The sequence below is a fragment of the Psittacicella hinzii genome (genome assembly GCF_003585935.1).
GTDB classification, from domain to species: Bacteria; Pseudomonadota; Gammaproteobacteria; order Enterobacterales; family Psittacicellaceae; genus Psittacicella; species Psittacicella hinzii.
On record NZ_NRJG01000033.1, the window covers coordinates 1 to 22,614 of the forward strand.

At 35.7% G+C, this 22,614-nt stretch carries 13 protein-coding genes; 6 read left to right on the top strand and 7 right to left on the bottom strand.

Annotated features, from left to right (window positions below):
• Positions 1-50: 50 nt before the first annotated feature.
• Together CKF58_RS02240 and CKF58_RS02245 are read right to left on the bottom strand one after the other, a co-directional pair.
• Positions 51-488: an SEL1-like repeat protein gene (locus tag CKF58_RS02240; protein WP_119530419.1), complete on the bottom strand. Its 438-nt coding sequence runs from the start codon at positions 486-488 to the stop codon at positions 51-53.
• Between the two features lie 2 nt (positions 489-490).
• Positions 491-925, bottom strand: coding sequence for a tetratricopeptide repeat protein (locus tag CKF58_RS02245; protein ID WP_119530421.1), 435 nt, complete (start codon positions 923-925; stop codon positions 491-493).
• 813 nt (positions 926-1,738) lie between these two features.
• Here CKF58_RS02245 and CKF58_RS02250 point away from each other — a divergent pair.
• Both CKF58_RS02250 and CKF58_RS02255 read left to right on the top strand, forming a co-directional pair.
• Positions 1,739-2,635: a Fe(3+) dicitrate ABC transporter substrate-binding protein gene (locus CKF58_RS02250; protein ID WP_119530423.1), complete on the top strand. Its 897-nt coding sequence runs from the start codon at positions 1,739-1,741 to the stop codon at positions 2,633-2,635.
• Positions 2,636-2,899: 264 nt separating this feature from the next.
• On the top strand, positions 2,900-3,853 hold the full coding sequence (locus tag CKF58_RS02255; RefSeq protein ID WP_119530425.1) for an ABC transporter substrate-binding protein: 954 nt from the start codon (positions 2,900-2,902) through the stop codon (positions 3,851-3,853).
• 595 nt (positions 3,854-4,448) lie between these two features.
• Here the strand turns inward: CKF58_RS02255 and CKF58_RS02260 are convergent.
• The 4 genes from CKF58_RS02260 to cyaY form a co-directional block, all read right to left on the bottom strand.
• On the bottom strand, positions 4,449-4,997 hold the full coding sequence (locus tag CKF58_RS02260) for an NADPH-dependent FMN reductase (protein ID WP_119530427.1): 549 nt from the start codon (positions 4,995-4,997) through the stop codon (positions 4,449-4,451).
• Between the two features lie 777 nt (positions 4,998-5,774).
• Positions 5,775-7,055 (bottom strand): hypothetical protein, encoded by a 1,281-nt coding sequence (locus CKF58_RS02265; protein WP_119530429.1) that lies wholly within the window; start codon positions 7,053-7,055, stop codon positions 5,775-5,777.
• A gap of 157 nt (positions 7,056-7,212) precedes the next feature.
• Positions 7,213-10,257 carry a RecQ family ATP-dependent DNA helicase gene (locus CKF58_RS02270; RefSeq protein ID WP_222987664.1) on the bottom strand — a complete coding sequence of 1,015 codons (3,045 nt, stop codon included), beginning with the start codon at positions 10,255-10,257 and terminating at the stop codon, positions 7,213-7,215.
• Between the two features lie 182 nt (positions 10,258-10,439).
• Positions 10,440-10,775, bottom strand: a complete 336-nt coding sequence (cyaY, locus tag CKF58_RS02275) for an iron donor protein CyaY (RefSeq protein WP_245959226.1) — start codon at positions 10,773-10,775, stop codon at positions 10,440-10,442.
• A gap of 785 nt (positions 10,776-11,560) precedes the next feature.
• Here cyaY and CKF58_RS08635 point away from each other — a divergent pair.
• The 3 genes from CKF58_RS08635 (at position 11,561) to CKF58_RS02285 (ending at position 17,666) form a co-directional block, all read left to right on the top strand.
• The gene (locus tag CKF58_RS08635) at positions 11,561-11,689 is read left to right on the top strand and encodes a hypothetical protein (protein ID WP_281270665.1); all 129 of its coding nucleotides are present in this window, start codon (positions 11,561-11,563) and stop codon (positions 11,687-11,689) included.
• Between the two features lie 623 nt (positions 11,690-12,312).
• Positions 12,313-14,613 (top strand): hypothetical protein, encoded by a 2,301-nt coding sequence (locus CKF58_RS02280; protein WP_147397193.1) that lies wholly within the window; start codon positions 12,313-12,315, stop codon positions 14,611-14,613.
• Between the two features lie 218 nt (positions 14,614-14,831).
• Complete coding sequence (locus CKF58_RS02285; protein WP_119530435.1) at positions 14,832-17,666, top strand: PP-loop family protein; 2,835 nt, start codon at positions 14,832-14,834, stop codon at positions 17,664-17,666.
• A gap of 167 nt (positions 17,667-17,833) precedes the next feature.
• On the opposite strand, the gene CKF58_RS02290 is transcribed toward CKF58_RS02285, so the two are convergent.
• Complete coding sequence (locus tag CKF58_RS02290) at positions 17,834-19,096, bottom strand: hypothetical protein (protein ID WP_119530437.1); 1,263 nt, start codon at positions 19,094-19,096, stop codon at positions 17,834-17,836.
• 1,623 nt (positions 19,097-20,719) lie between these two features.
• Here CKF58_RS02290 and CKF58_RS02295 point away from each other — a divergent pair.
• Positions 20,720-21,991 (top strand): hypothetical protein, encoded by a 1,272-nt coding sequence (locus tag CKF58_RS02295; RefSeq protein WP_119530439.1) that lies wholly within the window; start codon positions 20,720-20,722, stop codon positions 21,989-21,991.
• Positions 21,992-22,614: the final 623 nt, after the last annotated feature.

The window sequence follows — 22,614 nt, forward strand, 5'->3', positions numbered from 1 at the left end:
TCCAAATGAAGGATGGAGGGGGTAGACTAAAAAATTTCGGGAAATTAGGCTTAAGGTAATTTCTTACTTTGAGCTGCAATCTCTTGTTGTTCGCGTACATATTGGTAAATCTCTTCTGCTCCTGGATAAGCATGAGCTGCAGCCTTAGCAGCAAACTTTTGTGCTAATTCTAAATTAGCTTCAAAGTTCTCTTTACCACGCGCATAGATCATGGCTAAGCGATAGTAAGCTGCAGGATAATCTTTATCAGCTGCTAGTTGATAAAACTCAACGGCTTTATCAATCGACTTAATACCAGTAGCGCCATAACCTGTTTCGTAATTATAGCCACGATTATATAAATCAATAACATCCGGCGGATAAGCAAATTGCTCGTCGTTATCATTGCCTTGATTTTGCGCTTTACGGTTCATGGCTAAACGTAAATTACGATAGATGCTATAAAAAAGTCCAACAATGAACAGGACTATGAGAATTTTTACTACCATAATTATTTTTGATGGGTAATTTTTACTGGATCACGTTTAAGCGAAAGGATCTCTAAAGCAAATTTAGCTTTTTCGTGTCCTTGTTTAATTGCTTGTTCGTACCAGTAAGTAGCAAGTTTTTTACAAATGCCATCATGACGTTGCGGATTGGCATAGTATTTACCTAAGCGATATTGTGCTTGGATATGACCTAATTGTGCGGCTTTTTGGTAATAGTAACCAGCACGTTCTAAATCTAACTCTTCTTCCGGAGCATTAAATTCATAGTAGAACGCATAGTCAAAAATCGCTTGTGCATCATCGCTAGGGGGAAAAGCTGTTGGTGCTTCTACAGCACGCATTTGACTTTTACGTCCAGCTAAAGTTGTGGGTTTTTGATTTTGCTCTTCGGCATTATTATCACTACCGTTTAGCAAGTTTTTTAATTTGTTGAACATCCCAACTCCAGACAAATAAGTAACCAATTAAGGGATTAAAATAATTGTTCGTGTTGCAAAGAATTACTTGTGCATAAACGCTGTGGCTTATGAATAAATACAGTTGTTTATAGATAAACACTGTTGACTATGAATAAACAAAGTTGCTTATAAAGCAAATGTTATTTACATACTCCCTACAAAGCAATTCTAATTCTTCTTGTTTAATAAAATAATGCTGATCAAATTCTTGAGCTAATGCTACTTAACCATTTTGTCTTCGTAAAGTAGTTAATTTTTCTCTTTCTTTACTACTAACTGCTAATTAAGACATTAGCTTCTTAATCCATTATAACAAGATTTTCATTTTTGGCTACTATTGTCGTATCAGAAAGGATTTGGGTATATTCCTCTAGTTTTAGTAAGAGTTTAGGAGAAAAATTTTATCCTCTCTTTACGGCTATAAAAAGTCTTATTTAAGCTAATCTTTCATGCTTTAAATCCAAGTTGCACTCTCAAGTTTAATGCAAAATCTAAACTTTTATAAAAGATAACTTTTTCGTTCACCTGTGCTCTTTTCTGAAAAACTTCCCTTAAAAACACTAATTTAGTTATCTGTTCAAACGACACTAAGTTTAAAGATAAGAAGCAACTATTACTAAATCTAGCGAACTCGTTTGTCTATATTTTCTTTCTTCTTGCAACTTGGATAAATTTTAAAGTAATTTCTAGGTTTATGTTTGTTCGTAATTACAATTACTCGCTTGCACTGAAACTTTTTTCTCTTCTACCCTGCGTTATAATGGCTATTATTTAATCACTCTAAGGAAAAATATGTTTAAACGTTTACTTTGTAGCTTTATGCTTATCTTAAGCTGCTTTAATTTTAATGCTTATGCCCAAGTAACAGTAAAAGATGCTACAGGCAAAAACTTTACTTATAATCAAGCTGCTAAACGCGTAGTCGTGCTTGAGTTTTCATTTGCGGATGCTTTAGCTAATGTTGATGTTAAGGCTGTGGGCATTGCTGATGATGGTGATGCTAAACGCTTAATTCCTATCGTCGCGCAAAAACAAGCAGGCTATCAATCAGTAGGCATGCGTGCTCAACCAAATTTAGAAGTTATCGCTGCTTTAAAACCAGATTTAATTATTGCGGATGTCAATCGTCATAGCAGCATTTATGCGCAATTACAAAGTATTGCCCCAACTATCTTACTAAATTCTCTTTACGAAACTTACGATGAAGATTTAGCCAATGCTAAAACCATCGCAGCTTTAGTTGGGAAAAGTGAAGCTTTTGCTAAGCGTTTTGCTACTTACCAACAACAGATGCAAGAGTTAGCGAAAAAAGCTAATGCTAAAGGTAAACTTGCCGCTTTCTGTACTTCACGTGAAAATCAATTTGAAGTGTATACTGCCAATACTTACCAAGGGGGGATTTTACAAGCTTTAGGCTTTAAATTACTACCTACTCCTGCTAATAGTAGCAATGGTCGTATTAATTCTTCGCTTGAGCAAGTTCTAACCACGAAAGTGGAAACTCTATTTATTGCAAATTACGTTGAAAACTCAATTTCTCGTCAATGGGAAAGTAACCCATTATGGCAAGCAATCCCTGCGGTAAAAAACAATGCCGTTTATGCCGTTGATACTAACCTTTGGGCACGTGCGCGTGGTATGTATGCTTCATTAGAAATGGCACAACAAGTAGTTGATAGTATTAAGTAGTCTTTTGAGGGACAACTAAATTCTACTCCCAATACATTACGTAATATCAAGTAATCACTTTATGGTACAGCTCACTTTTAGTATGTAAATCATGCTAAATAGTGGTTAGTAAAAAATTGCACCAAAAGTGGTTGGCAAAAAATCGCGATAAAAAGTGGTTAGAGAAAAGTGAGTGTCTAAACAGTAAAACACCGAACTATAAAAGTAGTTAACTAAAAAGAGATCACACTAAAAAATGGTTAGCGAAAATAATATATAGATTTTATGACTAAATTATTTCTTTATAAGGCATATAGCTTCTTCCTTGTAAGTATCCTAGGTTTAGTTACTTGGACCATGAGTATGTCAGCAGCCTTAGCTGTAACGGTTAAAGATGCTCAAGGCGAGTTTACTTATCAAGGTAAAGCCCAACGCATTGTCGTGCTTGAACTCTCTTTTGCTGATATTCTTGCGCGTTTAGGTTTACAACCTGTTGGGCTTGCTGATGATGGTGCTCCGGAACGTTTCTATCGAGAAGTACTAAAACAGCTTGGTAACTATACTTCGGTAGGTCGTCGTTTACAGCCATCGCTCGAAATTATTGCCAAACTTAAACCGGATTTAATTATTGCTGATCGTAACCGTCACTCAGCTATTTACCAACAGTTAAATCTAATTGCTCCGACTCTAATTCTTAATTCAAACGACAACACTTATAGTGAAGAATTAGAGAATGCGCAAATCATTGCTAAAGTTACTAACACCGAACAAGTATGGCAAAAAGCTCTAGCAGCTCACCAAGAGCTAATGGCACAATACCGTAAGAGCCTAAAACCGCAAAATCGCATGGCGATTTTAGTTACTTCACGTCCTACAGCTATTGGGGTTTCTTCTGATACTTCGTTTGCGGGTTCGGTAATTACTTCCATGGGCTTTAAAACCATTACTAAACAAATGGCAAATGTGCCAACTAATCGTTTTGATGTAACTTTAGAAACGCTTAATGTGTGGAATCCAGATATTATCTTTGTAGGTATCTATCAACCTAATACTATTGTCGATATCTGGCGTCAACAACACAACCCTTTATGGGAACGCTTAAAAGCAGTAAAAAGCGGTTATGCCTTTAATGTCAATAATGATGATTGGGTAAGATCGCGTGGTATTACTGCTGCCGAACATATTGCACAACAAATAGTTGCAACCGTTGGCAAAGCAGATCAACAAAAAAGCAAATAGGTCATTTGCTCTTAAGCTCTTAGCTCGGCTAAGAGATTTTTTTGGGCAATAAAAATGCTCCGCCAAAGCGGAGCGCATAAATTTATATATCTTTATCAAGTTCAAGTCGTTACTCTTGAGTTGATACTACCTTTGAAAGAAGCTTTCAAAGAACTAATTAATCTAAACTTAAATAATTTCAAGTTTAGGGGGATTTCTTTCTAAGGAGATTCAAGCCTTAAAAAGAATTTCATCTGTGACGATGAGTATCATATTATAACGAAAAAAGCATCAAGAAGCTGCTTTTAGCCTCTTCTTTTTATTAGTAACCCTAAAACTTATTTTATATCTATAGGATTAACCTATCAAAAAGACTAGCTAAATTAATCTTAACTTGAGATATTTACTTCTAATTTACAATATCTTAATTTAGACTTGTTAAAAAGTTTACTCTCGCACAGCTGGAAAACTTTTTCTGCTATTTAAGAACAATCCCTTAAAAATAATGTCAGAATTACGCAAAGTTTTGCTTTTAGTAAAGGCACAGGATAACCTGTGCCTTTATGCTTATTTTTCGGGTAACAATAAGAGTTTTTACTTAAAATTGTACGCTTTATTAAGCAACTACAGCTTTTAATGCTGTTTCTAATTGTGCTTGCGTTTCTGTTTCAGCTACACGGTGGAATTCAGCAGTTAAACCAGTTTCCACTTCATAACCTAGTGGGTAAGTTGATAAAGCTACTTTATCTACTACGTTCATGCTTAAACGAGTTAATAAAGTTTCTAATACTGGAACTACGCTCGTTGCACCTGACGGAGAGTAAGCTACGATTAATGCTTTTTTACCATTCCATTCATTGAATAAATGGTCGATAGCATTTTTTAATGCTGCTGGGTAAGAACCATTGTACTCAGGAGTAACAAATACTACAGCATCAGCTGCGCTTACAGCTGCCGCGAACACTTTAGTGTTTTCGCTTACGTATTTTTGTTGTGCAGGGATATATGGTTCAGCATCTAAAGGTAAAGAGAAAGTAGCTAAATCAATTACTTCAGTAGTTGCTGTAGGTGCTACTTTTTTTAATGTATCAACAACCCAAGTTGTTGCTTTGCTACCAGTAGACTCTTTACGAGCACTACCTTTAATTACTAGTACGTTTGCCATGAGGATTTTTCCTTAAATTAATGTTTTTTAGGGAGGACTTTTACAAAACAAAGGTTGTCTGAAACTCATTTGCTCTTTAAAAGTCGTTTTTCTTGCTTACTAGTTTACACTAAAAAATGACTAACTAAAGCCTTGCGCAAAAATATTTTTTCTGCTCATTTTACAATTTTAGGTACTACTCTTTAGCGCCTTTACAATATTAACGATCTAACTATTTTGCGCTTTCTAACCACTGAAAATAAATCCATTTTTGCAACTCCCAAATTTATCCAAAGTAATAACCTCACAAATTTCTAAGTGTATAAGCCACTCATAGTTATTGAATTTTAAGCACTCTTAATTTTTCATTTTAGGTTGCCTGAAAAAATTTATTTTGTTGTTTGTTAAAACTTACCTATCAATAACACTACAAATTTTGTATAGATCGGCATTTGCCTAACTGCACTTTTTATCTTACGAACCTTAGCGCTAAAATTGTTGTACCAGTGAAGCACATAAACAAATAACCACAGTATAACTGTGGCTATTTGTTATTTAGAGGTAAATTTACCTTGAAAAATTATTGTAGTAATTTAGAGTAAAAAGTTGTAATTAGACTTTTGCGCTGGTAAAGCAGTAATTCCCCAAAGGACAAGACATAACTAAAAGTATATTCTTATCCAAGTAGCATTGAGATTACTCACCAATAAAATTAGAAACAGCGTTCTAACTAAAGTTCTAAGTTAAGTTCAAAGTAAGGGAGCATGTAAAATTCAAAATAAAGTTTAAACTAAAGTTTTAATCAAGGACAGTTTTATCCTCGCTATCAACCTCTTCTTCAATATCTCTAGCCATAAGTTCAGCAAAATAAACTTCTATTTCCGTAATTAAGGCTTCTTCGTCGTATAAAAAGTCACCTTTTCTCTTAATATTTACATTCTTATATTCCAATACACAATGATAATCTATTATCTTACCATCTGTTTTCTTATATTTGCCGCGTTCTAAATCTGTATTAGATTTTAAAGCTTCTTCGATCTCTTCTTTATATTTGCGGTCGCGTTTTGTTTTGCCACTAAAGTTAATAATTAGTTCTGCCGAGACCATATCTTTGATCAGATCATCACTCACTGCAGATACATCTTTAAATAAGCTTCTTGTCCATTCTTCGAGTTTGTCGATATTAATCAGCTCTTTAACACTAATTTTTTCTTGTTTATGCTCTACAAATTCCTCATCAGTTACTTCTGTTGGATCAAGCGGAGGTAGGTTATCTTTGCTCTTAACATCATTTTGTCTGGTGTATGACTTTGCATTGTCTTTATTTAAATTACTAAAAATAACCAAGCGCACTTCTGACAATTTTAAATTTTCACGCTTTTGGAGAGTAGACAGGCCAATACCATTGGTGTACTTAGAGCCATATAACTTTAAAAGATGAGATATATAATTCCCTAAACGCATTGATGATTTGTTTAGTGCTAATTTGGCTGTAATTAAGTAGTTTCCGTGAATAGCAAAATAATAATGGCTCTTATATACTCCCTCTACATTGGTGAGCTCTGCTGGAGACAAATTATTTAATTTGAACTTGCTTTGATTAATAAGGTTTTTATCTAAAGCAGAGATATCATTATTTTGCTTTAAAGTTAATATGGTACAAAATAAAGTACCAGACGGTAAGATTTGATAGTCACAGATTAATTCGTGATTGATTTTATTTACTTTAGCTTTAGGATCTGTTTCTTGATCGTCTTCATCATCAAATTCTTGATCTAGGTCTAGATCCGCATCTTGCTCCTTATTTACAGTTTCAGCTTGAGTTATTTGCTTATTTGGATGTTTATTTTCATGCAGAACTTTTTCTTGACTATCTTGTGTTTCAGTAGCATTTTTCTCTGTATATGTTTCCCCTAGATCGTTATTAATTACGAACAAACGATTAGCTGCTAAACTGCTATTACTAAAGCATCTTAAGAGCTCATCTATAATACCTACTGCCTCAAGTGTATCGTTATCTATAATTTTAAAAGCTCGCAAACAAACTTTTTTCTTGATTCCCGTATTTCTTTTAGCCATCTTTTGTAGCCCTTTTTTCCGTTACATTGTTACATAGATATGTCACTACAAAACATCAATAAATCAGTGATATTACTTCATTACATTACACCAAACCTCACCCTGATAATAAAGAAAGGACCGAGCATTTACTCAGCCCTTTTTGTCTTATTTTTCACTATTTTGCAGTCACATCATTCAGCTTAACTCGGCGCTGATAACGAGCCACTGCTTCGAGGACATAATCCCCAAAAAGTTTAACTTTAGCACGCGTAAAACCATCAATTTGTATTAAAGCTTTGGTTGTGGTTGGCAACTCTTTACTAATGGCTAGCATGGTTGGGTCTGACATAATAGCGTCATTACGCATATTTTGTAACTGGGCTACTTTTACCCGAATTAACTCTAATTCTCGCATTAGAGCTAAGACGAAGATATCGCGACGATGTAACTCTGGCAGCGCTCCTACTTGAATTTTACCGCGCGCTTTTAAGAGCTGTTGTCCAGCCGCGGTTATATGAAGGTAATTATATTTACGGTCATAGTGTAAATAGCCTAGTTCGAGTAACTGACTAATTACTGCATGCCAATAATCACGTCCATAAACACGCGTGTCGGCGACTTTTACGCTAATGCGTTGTACCCAAGAATCTAAGTTAGCAATATCTTGTTGCAAACGTTGATATTCTTGCGCATTAGCACAGGCTTGGCTTTTGAGCTGGAAAGCACGAGATAGTTCATTACTGATTTTGGCTTTATCAGTAGCAATTTGCACTAAAGTTTCTGCAGACACCATTTCTTTGAACACAATTACTAAACCGAGAATAAAGTGCGCATCTTCACTTATTTCCATTTTAGCTACTTGTCCTTTGTGTCCTAAGCAGTTATCACAATTTCCACAATCTTGTTCCACTATCTGATTAAAAGCCGAAAGTAAAACTCGACGGCGACAGTTTTGCGTATCGCAAAAGTCAAAAACTTCTTTGAGTTTTTTAAACTTCATTTCTGGTGAACGTTCAGGATGCGAATCAATGAGTGGATTATTCATATCCACTTGATTGAGTTCGTCCAAACGTTGTTCAGCATTCTTAGCTTTACCTGTAAGTAAGGACGGATAACCTATATTCGATAAGGCTTGCTGGTTTTGTTTTTCGACTAATTCATCATAAAGCAAGCTAATACGCCAATCACGATTTTCAACATGATTGAGTAAAATTGCACTTGCAGGCTCACCATCACGACCAGCACGTCCAATTTCTTGGTAGTAGTTCTCTAGCGTAGACGGGTAGTCATAGTGGATTACTTGACGAATATTCGATTTATTAATCCCCATCCCAAAAGCAATTGTCGCTACCACTACGTCTACTTGTCCAGTCATGAACATTTCTTGGTTTTGTTCTTTTTCCCAAGTTGGTAGTTGCGCATGATAACGTGTAGCACTAATGCCTTTTTTCTGTAAAAACTCGGTTACGTTTTCGACCGTTTTCCGTGCATAGCAATAGACAACAGCCGGTAAACGCGTTGAGTTTTTAAGTAAGGTTAAAAGAGCTTCGTCTTTTTCGCGTTTGGTTGCTACGTCTTGCACAGTCAGAGAAATATTTGGACGATTAAAGTCACCAATATACACTCGTGGGTGGTAGAGTTGTAAGCTTTGCGCAATATCATCACGCGTGTTTAAACGCGCGGTTGCCGTACAAGCTAACATCGGAATATAGTAGTTAAAGCACTGGCGAATACGACTTAAACGTAAATATTCTGGACGGAAGTCATGTCCCCATTGACTTACGCAATGCGCTTCATCGATTGCTATTAAGCTTACAGGCAATTGAGAAATTTCGCGTAGGGTATAATCACTGGCAAGTTTTTCTGGAGAAATATACAAGAACTTACAACCACCTGCACGAATGGCATTAAAAATCGCTTGCTTATCTTGATTCGAAGTCGAACCATTATAAACTGCCGCTCCGATGCCATTAGCACGTAAGGCTGCTACTTGGTCGTCCATTAAGGAAATTAATGGACTTACTACTAACGTCACTCCAGGTAAACACATCCCTGGCACTTGGTAACACATAGATTTACCCATCCCTGTTGCCATAATGGCCATGGTATCTTGCCCATCAAGAAGTGAGTTTACAATTTGCTCTTGCAAACCACGATACTGATGTAAACCAAAGCATTTACGTAAACAGGTACGTGCGCGTAAATGTAAATCTTCGATATGCATCCATGATTCAGGATTAATGCTGGTATATAAAGGACGATACTCTGGTTGTACATGTTGCCACCAACTATTAGCTTCTAGTTGTTGCTCTTGCCGTACTGAGAGTTGGGTAGTATTTAAATTAACAATGTCGAGCTCAGGTGCATAGGAATTTGATGCACTTAACTGCCCATAATATGCATTACTATTACCATTACTACCGAAGTTATTAACAGATCCTGAAGCAGCCAAATTACCAAATTGCTCTTGTGATGAGCTTAGGGGTTGATCTTGAGAAGCTGCTTGAACTTGGTAAGCAGTATGTTCCTGATAAGCAGCTTGTTCTTGATCGTTCCCCTCACCATAAGCTTGTTGTTCACTAGCCGAGGTTTTATTTAGTAATTGCGGTAAATTAAGCAGACCATAATCACCTGCTTGTCCTTGCCATTCAAGATCTGGTAAGGCTTGTTGACAAGTTTTTACTAACTCTTGTAGGCAAGATACTTTTGCTTCGCTTGGAGCAAGAGTATTAAGCGCATCTAGTTGTGCTGGAGCAAGGAGATTCTGCTGTAAGGTTGCAATCTGCTGTAAGCGTTGGGCTTGGATTTGTTGCAAACTTTGCATTGCCGCAAGATGCGCACTTTCAGCAGTTATTGCTGGAGCTTTTAGATCCGCAAAACTAGCAGCATCTTGTCTTTGCGCTTGCAGACGATAATCTTGTGCTTGTGTATTAAGTGTTAATTGCGCACGTGCAATTTGCGGGTTTTGCGTAGTTAGATTTAAGCTTTGCGCTGATACTCTACCATCTACAGCAGAAGCTGTATTAGTCTCGTCTTCACCCTTTAAATTCTCTTGGGCAATGTATGTAAGAGGAGTGAACTCAGCCGCATCTACGTGTGCGGCTAGTTCTTGTTCTTCACGAGAAGCGGAAAAACTAGGTTTTAGATACAGACGATTGCCCTCAGGGCAATAATCTGTTGACCCTGAAAGCCAATTCGCTAAATTGAGCTTTTCTGTCATAAGCATAAATAAGAAAAGGCAACGCGATAGTTGCCTTAAACATTTTTCTTTGTAACTAGAGTACTAGTTGCTTATAAATTTAATGTTAATTGTGTGTTTAGCTTTAAATTTTTAGTGAGCTTTTTTTACTAGCTAGCTAACTTTTATGTACCTAACTTTTTTAGAAGCTTAGTTTTATTAGCTTAGTATTTGTCACTAAAGAGCGCTGGAACTTTAATTGCTGCTAAAGCTTGATCTAAGTATAGCCAGAACGAAGTTTGTTTATCGGCAGTATTAATCCAATCATCAACTTCAGGTACATAGCTAAAGTGATATGCTCCAGCCGTTGAAGCTAACCATAATTCTAATTTTGGTTGTTGACGGTTAATTACTACTTGGCTTTTATCCGCTGCTTCGATTGTAAATACTGAGCCAATTACATAAGCATCAACATCAATTTCATGCTCTTCTAAAGTTTGAGAAATTTCATCCCAAATCTGATCAATACGTTCAAGATATTCTGGTACGCTAATTGTCATAATTTTTTAGGGGGTAAGGTTAATAATTTTAAACTTGGTAAAAAGTATCTATAGCTTACTTTTTACGGCTCTTATATTATACGTCATTGCTCTCTTCTTACGCGCATTTTGTAGCAAGACGCAAAAATACCTGCAAAACCTACAAGCAAACCTAGCTTCTTCACCGTCGAGCAAAAAGTAAACTAAGATCGTGCTTCCAACTCCTGTTTATTTTTTTACATACCCAAAGCCCACTCTTCAAACAAAATTCCCTCAAAAACAAAGCTAACTCTTATTTGCAAAAAACAATTTAATATTTTGCATTTTTAGGTATTTTTTAGCCTATTTTTCATTGATATAACGCTATCTATTATTAGCAAAACTAAAAATATTTTCACATTTTTATTCTAATTTTCAACACCTTAAAAAAACAAACTTATTTTTTCTTTGTTGTAATAAAAAATTCTATACTTATATCTCTTGTAGAGTTAGGAGCTACTCCTAATTAATTTAGTAAACGGAGAGATTTCGTACTTGGACTGTGGTCTAGTGCTGAGACCTCCAACAGATATTAAACACCCTAAAAAGTGCCCTTTTCCAAACTTCCTGACTACACTTTTTAGGTAAGCGGTTTAACTTAGAATTTCTGACTCTCTAAGTTAAATCATCTTTGAAAAAATAACTATTCTCCTTGCCTGTGATAAAGGGAAACTAGTTGTAGATCTTAATTGATCACTTCCTGAACAAATACAGTTAGTTTCGAGATAAGGCTTTATCATAGACCAGAAGAATATTTTGGTATCTTTATGAAAAAATTAATTGTATTAGCCCTCGCTGCATTAACTCTAGCAAGTTGTGTTCCTATTTGGACTTGTGGTCCAGGTGGCGGTCACGGCGGTCCACAAGGTGGTCCAGGCCCATCACAACCGCGTTAATGCTATAATTAATACGCATCATTTTTATTGTTTTCTAGATTTAACCCGTTGACGTTTGTCGACGGGTTTTTTATGTAGCAAGAAATTTGCGCTCTTGTTGCAACTTTTGCGCGATTTATTTGTCTTAGTAAAACAGTCTAGAGCTGCTAAAGATAATCGCTATAGCAAGCGCAAGTTAGCTTATGCTTAATTTATGACTAATTTTAGGTACAAGTGCAACTAAATTTAGGTATAGGTTACGCCTAACACTTGCTACTATGTAGCGTTATTTTTGGCTATCAGTTGCAAGCATTACCGCCATTTTAAATTAAAATCCCCGATTCAGCCCGTTTTCAAGGGGATAATTAGCCGCTTGCGTTCAGAGCATGGTAAAATATTAGCCGAGTCTAAAGCAATAGTTGAAGCCTTAGCTCAATATTTTTGTGCGCTAAACTTTAACGAATTAAGTTTAGCTTTTTTACCTTATATCTAGAAAAGCTTACAGCTCGAAGTTAACTATGAATGACCTGTAAGTGGTTAGCTTTTGTCTTTGCGTTAAATTTATATCTACAATGGAATAGGCTATTGCACGGCAATAGCGCTATTAGAGGCTGTTATAGCACATCCTATTTAGCATTTTTCATATGCCAAACAAATATCTTTTTGTCATCAATACCAAAGTAGCCTCGCTAGTGAGCAATCTGGTGATTCACCACTTGCAACTAAATATGCGTGATTGTTACTTTGCTATTTCACGCGATAATATGCATTTACTTTCAGAAGCAATGCTTCCTGAAAATGCCATTTTTATCGATGATGTAGTTAATTTACTGGCTCCATGTCAAGAAGACTTTGATTGCTATCGCTATACTGCATGTATGCAGCATGTAATTAAACGTATTACGCAAGCTATTGGTGCTTTAGAGTTTAATCTCTTTACACCAGGTATTAATACGTTCTTAACCTATGGTCTAGCATCAAGTCCTTTATGTAAGTCATTACATTTTATTGAGCAAGGGCAAGAAAGTTATTACCGCCCTATAACGCGTGCTTATAATTTTAAACAAGCCGATATTGCTAATAAATATTCACAGTTCTTTGTGGCAAATCCTGACTTTGTAGCACCAAATACCGGTGTACAAGACTTCATGCCACTAACAGCTTACAATGTTGAAGGTCTACATAACAACAATTTAAATCCAGAAAAAGTACAATTTTTCCGTTTAAATCGTCAAGCTTTTAAACATGTAGAACAACAAAATCGCGCTGCACTCGAGCATTTACCTGAAGAGCAACGCGAAGCTCTACAATTAAAATTTACAACTTTTGATTTAGAGCAAGTTAAACACTTTGTATATACAGGTCCATTATTACCTGTAGCGCAACAATATCAAGAAAATCTTGATATGTTCCAAGTTTTAGCTGTAGATCCGTTATATTACGATCACCCAGGTGAACCTACAGCCGAAGACTATCAAGTATATCGTAATCATATTAAGTCTTTAATTGCGCGTATCCAACACCAACAAAACATTGAATTATTATTCGTACGTTTTGCTAAAGGACAAAGCCAAAAAGAAAAAGACTTAGTAACCGAAATCCTTGATCAAACCGACTTCTACTTCTTAGTCTTAGAAGATGACTTTAACCTTGAACTAGAATTTGCCTTAGCACCAACTAATCAGTTCTTAGTACATGGTATTTCAAGTGAATTACTGATTTACGCACAAACGTTCCAACAGAGCGTATGTGAGTACGTAGATTTAGTGGTGCACGATCAACAGTGGAATAACTACTTAAGTAATCGTGGCTACTTTATTAAGAGTATTCTGTTTGAGTTATCTTCAGACTTAAATGACAATGATTCAGTACCTTATCGTCATGTGTTTGTGGTGACCAGTGAAATTGCCTTAGCAACTTCACTAACCCTAATAAAACAATTTGATTTAAGTACTGATCAGTGTTTTATGCTTACGGATAGAAAAAACTATCCGAAAGTAAGTGCCATTTTCAATGAAGCACAAGTGATGATGTATGATGATTTCGAAATCATCTACGAACACGTGAATACCCAACGCCGCGTAATTCACTACTTAGATGCAGCGACTTACGTAAATGGGATGATTAATAAGTTTATTGGCTATTACAACTACTCGCTATACACCGACTCTATGGATTCATACTTAAGTATGCAACTAGCGAGCCACTTCCGTTGTAAAGAAGCAAATCTTATTGAATCAGGTGTAGCTTCAGCACAAATTAATAACGATTTCGGGATCACTAAAGCTCACGAATTCTGCGCAACTTTATATAATAAATTCCCACAACAATTACCTGCTGGGGCTGCTACATTAACTCCGCACGTAATTAGTTACTGTTTCCGTTTACGTAAATATGCATTTACGCAACCGGTAATTCGTAAACCTATGATGTTAATTAACTTACAAGTTAAACAACTCAGGGAATTAAACTTATATAACCAAGTGATTGCGCCGGTTGACGGTGCAGAACGTATCCACTTATTAGTAATTGAAAATAACCAAATGGATTATCCATTTGTGCAACAATATCTGGCAGACTACGCTTCAGTATTAAAATCACTTGAAGATCGTAATCTAGGGCATTTATACATTATGCTCATTCACCCAAATATTAATATTTTCAATCAGCTGAAAAACTTTATTATTGCAACAGGTATTCCAAGCTTCCTGTTCTATAACATCGATTTATTCAGCGAATTATTCTACGCTAATAAGCAAGTGCGTGTGCATACTATGTCACCAAAAATTGCCGCTTTAGCCCAATTCTCGCAACAAGCATTTACGCTATATCACAACTCAATTCCAGTGTCTGAACACGAAGAATTACCTAACTTAAAACTTCGTACGACATTAACTGATGTGATTATTAGCGACTTAGATAATTTAGGGAAAGCTAGTCAATAGTTAAGTTAGATATAGTAAAGTTAGATTTTACCTGCCTCATCATTTAAGATCTCCTGTAAAGAGTTAATGATTATTCGCAAGTAAGATTTAATCCCTAATCGACATTACCGTTAACTTAATTGCTTAATCTAATTAACTTAATCTAGTTTTCTTCTTTAAGTCTAATATCTAAAAAGGGAGCCTGCGGCTCCCTTTTACTATACCTAGATGGAATTACTATGGGGTTTAAACTCTATACTCAACACAAAAGTAATCACCAACAAGAGCAACTCTCTACTACTTGGCAACAATTAGATGCTCAAGAACTAGAAGTAAGTGCTTATGCGCAAGCTTTAGAATATATCTTAGCCTTAGCAAGCCCAGAACAGTGGCAACAAACGCAAACCTACCGCTACCTAGAATCAGAACTAGCACAAGCACAAATCTATGCCCAAGACTTACCATGGGATAACAAGGCACAACAAGCTGCTCAAACCATTAAAGACTATTTATCCAGCACTAAGTCTAAACAACTCTTAGTAGTTGCAGAACAGTTACAACACTTGTTCAAAGCTTTTATTGCGCGAAGCGCTTTTACTGCTTCAGCTGCAACAAAGCTAGATTTTAGCCAAATCCTCCAAAACGTTAATTACTCTAATAGCAATAATAGTGCTAATGGTTCTAATAGTTCGAATAGTTCTAATAGTTCGAATAGTTCTAATGGCATTGATCTCGAACTCTTAGTCTCATACTTAACTAAGAACTTTGAGCAGCGCCTTGCACAATTACAACAAACTCTCATTACTTGGCAACAACTAGCGCAAGCTTTACAAGAGCAACCTTTAAGCTTAGAGGCTTGGCAACAATATTGTCAGAATGCGTATTTACATAAAGCTTTATGGCAAGATCTTGACTTTCCCGCTCTCTTAGCTCTGGCGCAAAGTATCGCGAGCTTTAAAGCGCAACTAGCACAACAGCTGCTAAATAATGCGGTTGAGTTTGCTTTGCATTGGAGTTTAAATCATCACCAAGCAAAAGCAGACACAAATGATCTAAATACAAATAATCTAGATCTTGAAGCTGCTTGGCAACAACAGTTATCCCAAGTACCTATTGTCCTTGCAGTTTCTGGTGGTAAAGATAGTCTTGCTTTATATTGGGTAGCTTTCTTTAGTTGTTATCTAGAACAACTAGTCCATTTATCAGCTGCCTTAGCTAATTGTGCCTTTAGCTTACCTTTTACTACTATGTATGTAGACCATGGTTTACAAGCTATTAGTAAACAATGGCAACAATTCCTTACTGCTTATCAGCAACAGACTACTTCTTTTATTAGCGAACTGAATCAAGTGCGCCAAGAACTCGTTGAACTGGTGTACTACAACGTTCAAGCTCAAGCTGCTACTCAAGGTAACTGGAGTGGCTGCATTATGCCAGATGTTAAAGAGTTAATTGCCATCTCTTATCAACCACTTAATCTTGAGCATTGGCAATTTGCTACACTTAAGCCAGATCTAGCTAAGCAAATCCAAAACCAAGTAGCTAATATTAACAATGTAGAAGCGCGAGCACGACAACTACGTTATACAGCCTTAAGCCATAAACTAGCTCAACTAGTTAGTTATGGACAAGTAAATCGAGGAATTCTTTGTACAGGACATCAAGATGATGATCTTTTAGAGACCTTTGCTTTAGCTTTACAACGTAATCTAAAAATAGATCCAACAAGTCATGATGTAGCTAATAGCTTAGCTAAAATAGAACCACAAGCTTTAGATCATGTACAAAAAACTATTCTGCCGGTTGATAGTCAGATAATTGGTTTTGCACATACTGATGTTTTTACAGAGCAAGCTGATGAGCAAATTTATGCTACTAGTAATCTAGCTTTACGTCGTAGTTTACTTACTTGTGCTACCGATCAAGCTTACTTTACGCAAGTTAAAATCCGTCCTTTACTTAATTTTACTACCCAGCAGGTAAAAAGTATTGTGGGATTAATTGGTTCTCCGGTAGTTGAAGATCCAATGAACCAAAAGCTTGAATATGACCGTGTAGCTTGGAGACAAGCTTTAGTAGGCCAAGAAGTTAAGCAGCTTTTACTGCAACTTTGGCAAAGCAAGAAAACTCTTTCTTCTACTTCACCAGAGATAAATCTATCTTTACCACAAAGTAAAGTAAACTTACCTTCTTGGCTACTACATATACTTGCTTATGCTAGTGGTATGCAACAAGTAGAAGTAGTAGCTCTAAGTAAAGAATTTCCACGCTTACTAGTGCCATATCTTGTTTGGGATTATCAAGACTTTTTTACTAAGGATCTTAGTGGCGGTATTACAGTAAATCATAATCCAGCTAACCAGGATTACAATAATAAGAGTGATTGTAATGGTTATCATGGGTGTAATACACCAGAAGAACTGCTTACTGCTAATTCCCAACTCAAACAAGCTTTACTCGAGAGTTTTAATGCTTGGTTATGGTTAGTTGCTAAACAGCAAATTAATACTAAACAATTTACGCAAATTTTAAAAGTAATCTTTGCTGGACAGGATAAAGCTCCTTATTTTACGTGCAAACCCCAACGCCACGCGCAACAAGAAATAGTAATTATGCGTCAGCATCAACAATTACTATGTTTACAGCACTATGAATTAATTAAGTTAGCTTTAGAAACTAATTGCGAAAAGGAAAAAAGATTAATTACTGCTTTAAAAACTAAAGGATTAGTTAGCTTAACCACAGAACCATGGTGTTTACATTCATGCTTAAATTTAGCTTTACCTCTCAATAATCTTTTGAGTAGTTCTATAAATAAGCATGAAGATTGCGTAAGCAATGCTATAAATAATCATAACGATTCTGTAAGTAATAATATAAGTAATTACTGGTGGGGCTTTTTACAACATCAAACCTACCACCTGCACTTACAATTACCAACTGCTAAAGTTACTTATCAGCAATTTAGTAATGCCTTATTACTTAGCTTAAAACCTCTAGTAGGTAAACTTAAAACTGCGGATTTACCATGGCTCATCCGTCAAGGACTATATAAAATCTATCAGCATTTATAAATAAAACCCTCAAAGCCAAGTAAGAGACCTTACTGGGCTTTGAGGGTTTAAGGTTTAAAGAAAATTTACGTACTACAAGTGATAACACTTGGTTTTGTTTCTCATTAAATCTTAGAAGCTCGTTAAATCTTAGATTTTATTAATCTCAAGTTTAAGCTCTTTCCTGATTAACGGATACCAAAGTATAGTCGTGCAGCAACGTTTTGGCTAATATTTTTATCGCGGAACGTTTGTCCAGGATAAGTGATTTTGGTACGGTTGTTATTTAACTGATAGTTAAATAAGAAGTATACGTTAAAAATCTTATCACTATAGAGATATGACGCAAAACCAGTAATTAAACTTGTTTGACGTGTAACTTTTTTCCCGTAACTATTACCAATTGCCGCTCCTGGAGAAGCTAGACTATATTTTGTACTATTAGAGTAACTTACCCCTAATTCAGGAATAAAGTACTTAGTAATATAGTACGAAGCATTAAGTGTAACTTGGTAACCACGATTTGGACGTGTGTATCTGTCCGGCTCATAAGCATAAAGCGCTGAAGTTACAAAAGCTAAGTTATCACCTTGGTATAAGTGAGAGATCTCTAAGTGGTTAGCTTTATCGGTAGTATTATCATCAAATGAAGCTGGAGAGGTGTTATTACGATAGTAATAATCAGCTACGGCTTTTGATTTATATACGCGACCGTAGAATACACGAATTTGTTGGTTCTTCGTTGCTTTCTCGTCATCACTGAAAGTGAATCTATAGGTAGCAACCGCTCCAAACATGTGATCTGATACCCCAGTAGGGAAAGCGTTTGTACCTACGTATTTATGATCGGTAGCATATTGCAGCATATATGACGTATCATTGCTGTACCATGGAGATGACCAACGAATTGCACGATCTGAAATATAAAATAGGTTATTATCAAATACGGTATCAAAACCTAAAAGCGAGAGGTTATATGAGTTACGTGGTACACCATCATAAAACGTAGAGATCTTACCAGCTTGGAAATTACCCCAGCCACTGCGCGAAACACTAAAGTATAAATTACTAATTGTACCTACAGTTGAATCATATTGACGTGCGGTAAATTTAGCGGTTTTCCAGCCACGATCATCTTCACCAATATCTTTAACATGTTGATGTTGTTTATAAGAACTATAGGTCGCACGGATATAGAAACCTGCTGTATACTTACCAGCTAACATTTGCGCTGATAAGTTAACACGTGCATAGTGGTATAAACGGTAAGTATTAGTTTGCTGTCCTTTAGCATTATATCCTTGCTCACCCCATTTATAGAATGTTGGGTAGTAATAGATATTTGACGAAACAACTGTCGTTTTAGACGAATATAAGGTGTATGCTAAAGCTGAATGAGTGGTGAAGCCTGCTAAAGCCAGAGCTAAGAGGGTTTTAGAAAGTTTTTTCATAAGCTATCTACATATCTATGCAAATATTGCGGCAGCAATATTTATCTATATCTAATCTTAATCCTTGCCATAAGGTAGTGTTGCTACTTATATAACAAGTTACTCTTGCTTAAAGTTTGGTCTAGAACTTTAAGTGATGCATCTACTCTTTAATATTATCCTTTTTAAGTTAAGTATTTATGCTTAGATACTTACTCTTAAAGAAGATAATTTAGCTCATAAAAAGCAAATGCTTGTGGGCATCCTAAATAAAATTTAGATAGCTCTTAGTATTAGACTAATATATTTTTAACTCTTTGAGTAAAATTTTTTCACCTTTAAAGCTAAATTTTGCACCACTTATAACATATACCTATGATTTTACGGGATAAAAACTTAAATATTCACAACTCTAAAAACGTCGGTTATGTGATCTAGATCACACTTTTTTCTCGCTAAATCTCCTGACCACACCTCTAGCCTATACTTTGAACTGCCTAATTTAGCCAAAAATCAAGACTTTGAAAATAAAAGTGAAAAAAAAATTAAAAAAATTACAATAAAACAATTGCAAATATCTACAAAATAGAGTACTCTAAAAAGAGTAGGAGATTTTTTCTTCTACATTATGTTGATCGTTTAAACTGCAAGAGCTACTAATTGCTTGATAATTGCTTGATTTTTTTTAATTTAAATTAATCTTTAATTTTTTAATTAAGCAAAAAATTTTATAGTCCATTTTTTAATTACTTTAAAAAAGTGATACACCACAATACACCACATACTATAAAATCAGCCATTTAGAGCTCAAATCTAAGTTTTAACCTACTCTTCCATTAAAGCTTAGTTACTTAACGTTTTAAACAACCTCAAGAATTTAATGGTCTTAATAATTCTTGAGTTTCAGGGCTTGTCTAAATTATTCATTCATCTATGAGAGTGAAGCTTAAACTTAAGAGCATTCACATTGATGCTGGCTAAAGGTTCATTAATAAACTTTGAACATTAATCCTACCTAATTAACATTTCTTGATTAGTATTTGTTAATGAATGTTGATTAATCAGCTTGTAGCCATAGCATTTATTTGAGTTTACGTTGTCTTAAATGCACTTAACTTTAAGTCTTAACTCTTACATCTCTTGAATTAGACTGCCTTTCATCTTGTTAGCTCCAAGATTTTTCTCTCTTTAAAGTCACAACTTAAAATATTGATAGTTCAATTCTTTGCTTTGTCCCAAAGCGCTCGTGGCATCCTCAGTAGTTAATTGACTTTAAAAAAAGTGCTGACGCAAATTAATTAACGTCAACACAAGTATTTTCTCTAACCACTAATAGTATTGAATTGTATGTGCATGCCTTAATCAATCGCTTGCTGTCTGTACTGTTTAGCTGGTAATAAATTAAGTTTAAATATAAATATTTTTGATTTTTGCTTGGTTGTAGTTCCTAATTGTTTGTTAATGAAATATCAGTGAGTTGATCATTTGTAGGGTACAGCTCAATTAGATTAGCTTAGTCATGTGTACAACTGATTAAATGTTCTGTGCTACAGTTCATTCAATCTCGCAAGACTTGCAATTATTCTGATAATCTTATTAATCCATAATTAGTCACTACTAAACCGCAGCAACTGAGGATTAGCAATGAAAAAGAATCTTCTCGCTCTCGCATTAGCAAGTGCAGTTGCAATGAGTTTTAGTACTACGTCAGCTGCTTATACTTTAGGTACTACAGGTGACAACACTTTTTTTACCAATATTTCAGCAGTTTACTATAACGCTTATAAAAATTCAGTAACTAAAGCCCAAGACACTAAAGAAAAAACCTCACGTACTGCTTACAGTCAAAACGCTTTACAACTAAACTTTGGTTTAGGATTAAATGGACGTATTGACTCTATTGAAGTTGGGGCGTACTACGCTTTTGAAAAGACTTTTGCCGCACGTCGTACTTTTAGTTACAACTATGTAACTCAAGCTCATAGTGCAGATGAATATACTTACGATCATTATTCACCTTACGTAAGTGACGCTTGGGTGTACTTTGGTAATAAAGAATATGCTACTTTATACCTTGGTTACTACGGCTTAAAAGATGCAGCTAACCAATATCAACTAGCAAACCCTACAACCTATGTACGTGGTACAACTACTGCTTTTGATACTGTAAACCGCTTTAGCTTAGATCATCGTGATCTTACAACTTTAGCAAGTTTACCATCGGACAGTGATAACTCTGTACACGGCGGTTTAACTTCTAAATTTGGTGTGAACTATCGTGCTTTACGTTTAGACTCAACGTTCAATCGTCCAGGTCATTTATTCTCGTTCAGTTATGCAGATACCCGTAATACGCAAAATAAAACAGCTGGTAACTCATACGAACAACAAACGGCTTTAGTATATAGTTATACTTTTGCGCAACGTTACACTTTAGGGGTAACAGGATCATTCCAACGTTTAGCTCGTCCAACTAATGGCAATAGCGGTAAGATTGGAGAAAACAAATCTCGTTCTGTTGACCTCTTTGCCAATGTGTATGCTTATAAAAGCGATGATAATTACGTAAAAGTAGCCGGTTCATACGGTCGTGCAAAATCACACTACCCTTACAGCAGTACTCAAGATTTAAAACGTAAGTACACGGCTTACAACCTTTACACTGAAGTAAATTTTGGTAGATACTCTGGTAGCCTAGGTTACAGCCAAGTAAAAGAAAAATTAACCTATAACGGTGATGTAGAGTACCGTAAAGAGAAAACTTTCTTTGCTACTTCATATGTAACTTTATACAGCAAACGCTCTTTAAGCTTCTATACTGGAGCTGAAGCTTCAGTAACTAAATACGCTGCACGTGAAGCTGCAAGTGAATACAGCTACAAACGAGTTGCTGGTGTATTAGGAGCTAAATTCTAATAAAAAAAACACCCGTTAAGGTGTTACTACAGAATTTTTTAGATTATCTAAAAACGGATATATAGCTAAAATAGCTTACTCGTCTTCCTTTCATAACGTAGATTAAGCTATTAATCTATCCTTAACTAAAACCAAGTTTTAGTGATCTTAATCTTCAGCCTAGAGTCATTTTTAATGATTCTAGGCTTTTTTAGTTGGGTAGACTGAAAAAAAATATTGTGTGATTTATCTATTGTGTGATTTATCATTATGGCGTTATGCCGAGTAATCAATAGCAGTTAATGGACTGCACTTCTCATAGCTTAGTATGCTACGCGTCGAAACTATATAGACTTATAGAAAATGCTTTAATCACGTCTATGATGAGAACCAAGGTATAAGAACTAAGGTTATGAGGATTAAGGTTATAAGAGCTCTGGTTGATTAATAATGGAGTGGATACATACTGCTAATGAAACTGCTGCTACGTGCTACTGCGGTAGCCCCAAACGCAAATCGAATAGATCCGGCCTAGGTTGTATAGTTATACCTAGGACCGCAAACTCTCACACCACCGTACGTACGGGACCGTATACGGCGGTTACGTCCAAAGTCCAGAGACCTAGTACTCTGGGCTTTTCTTA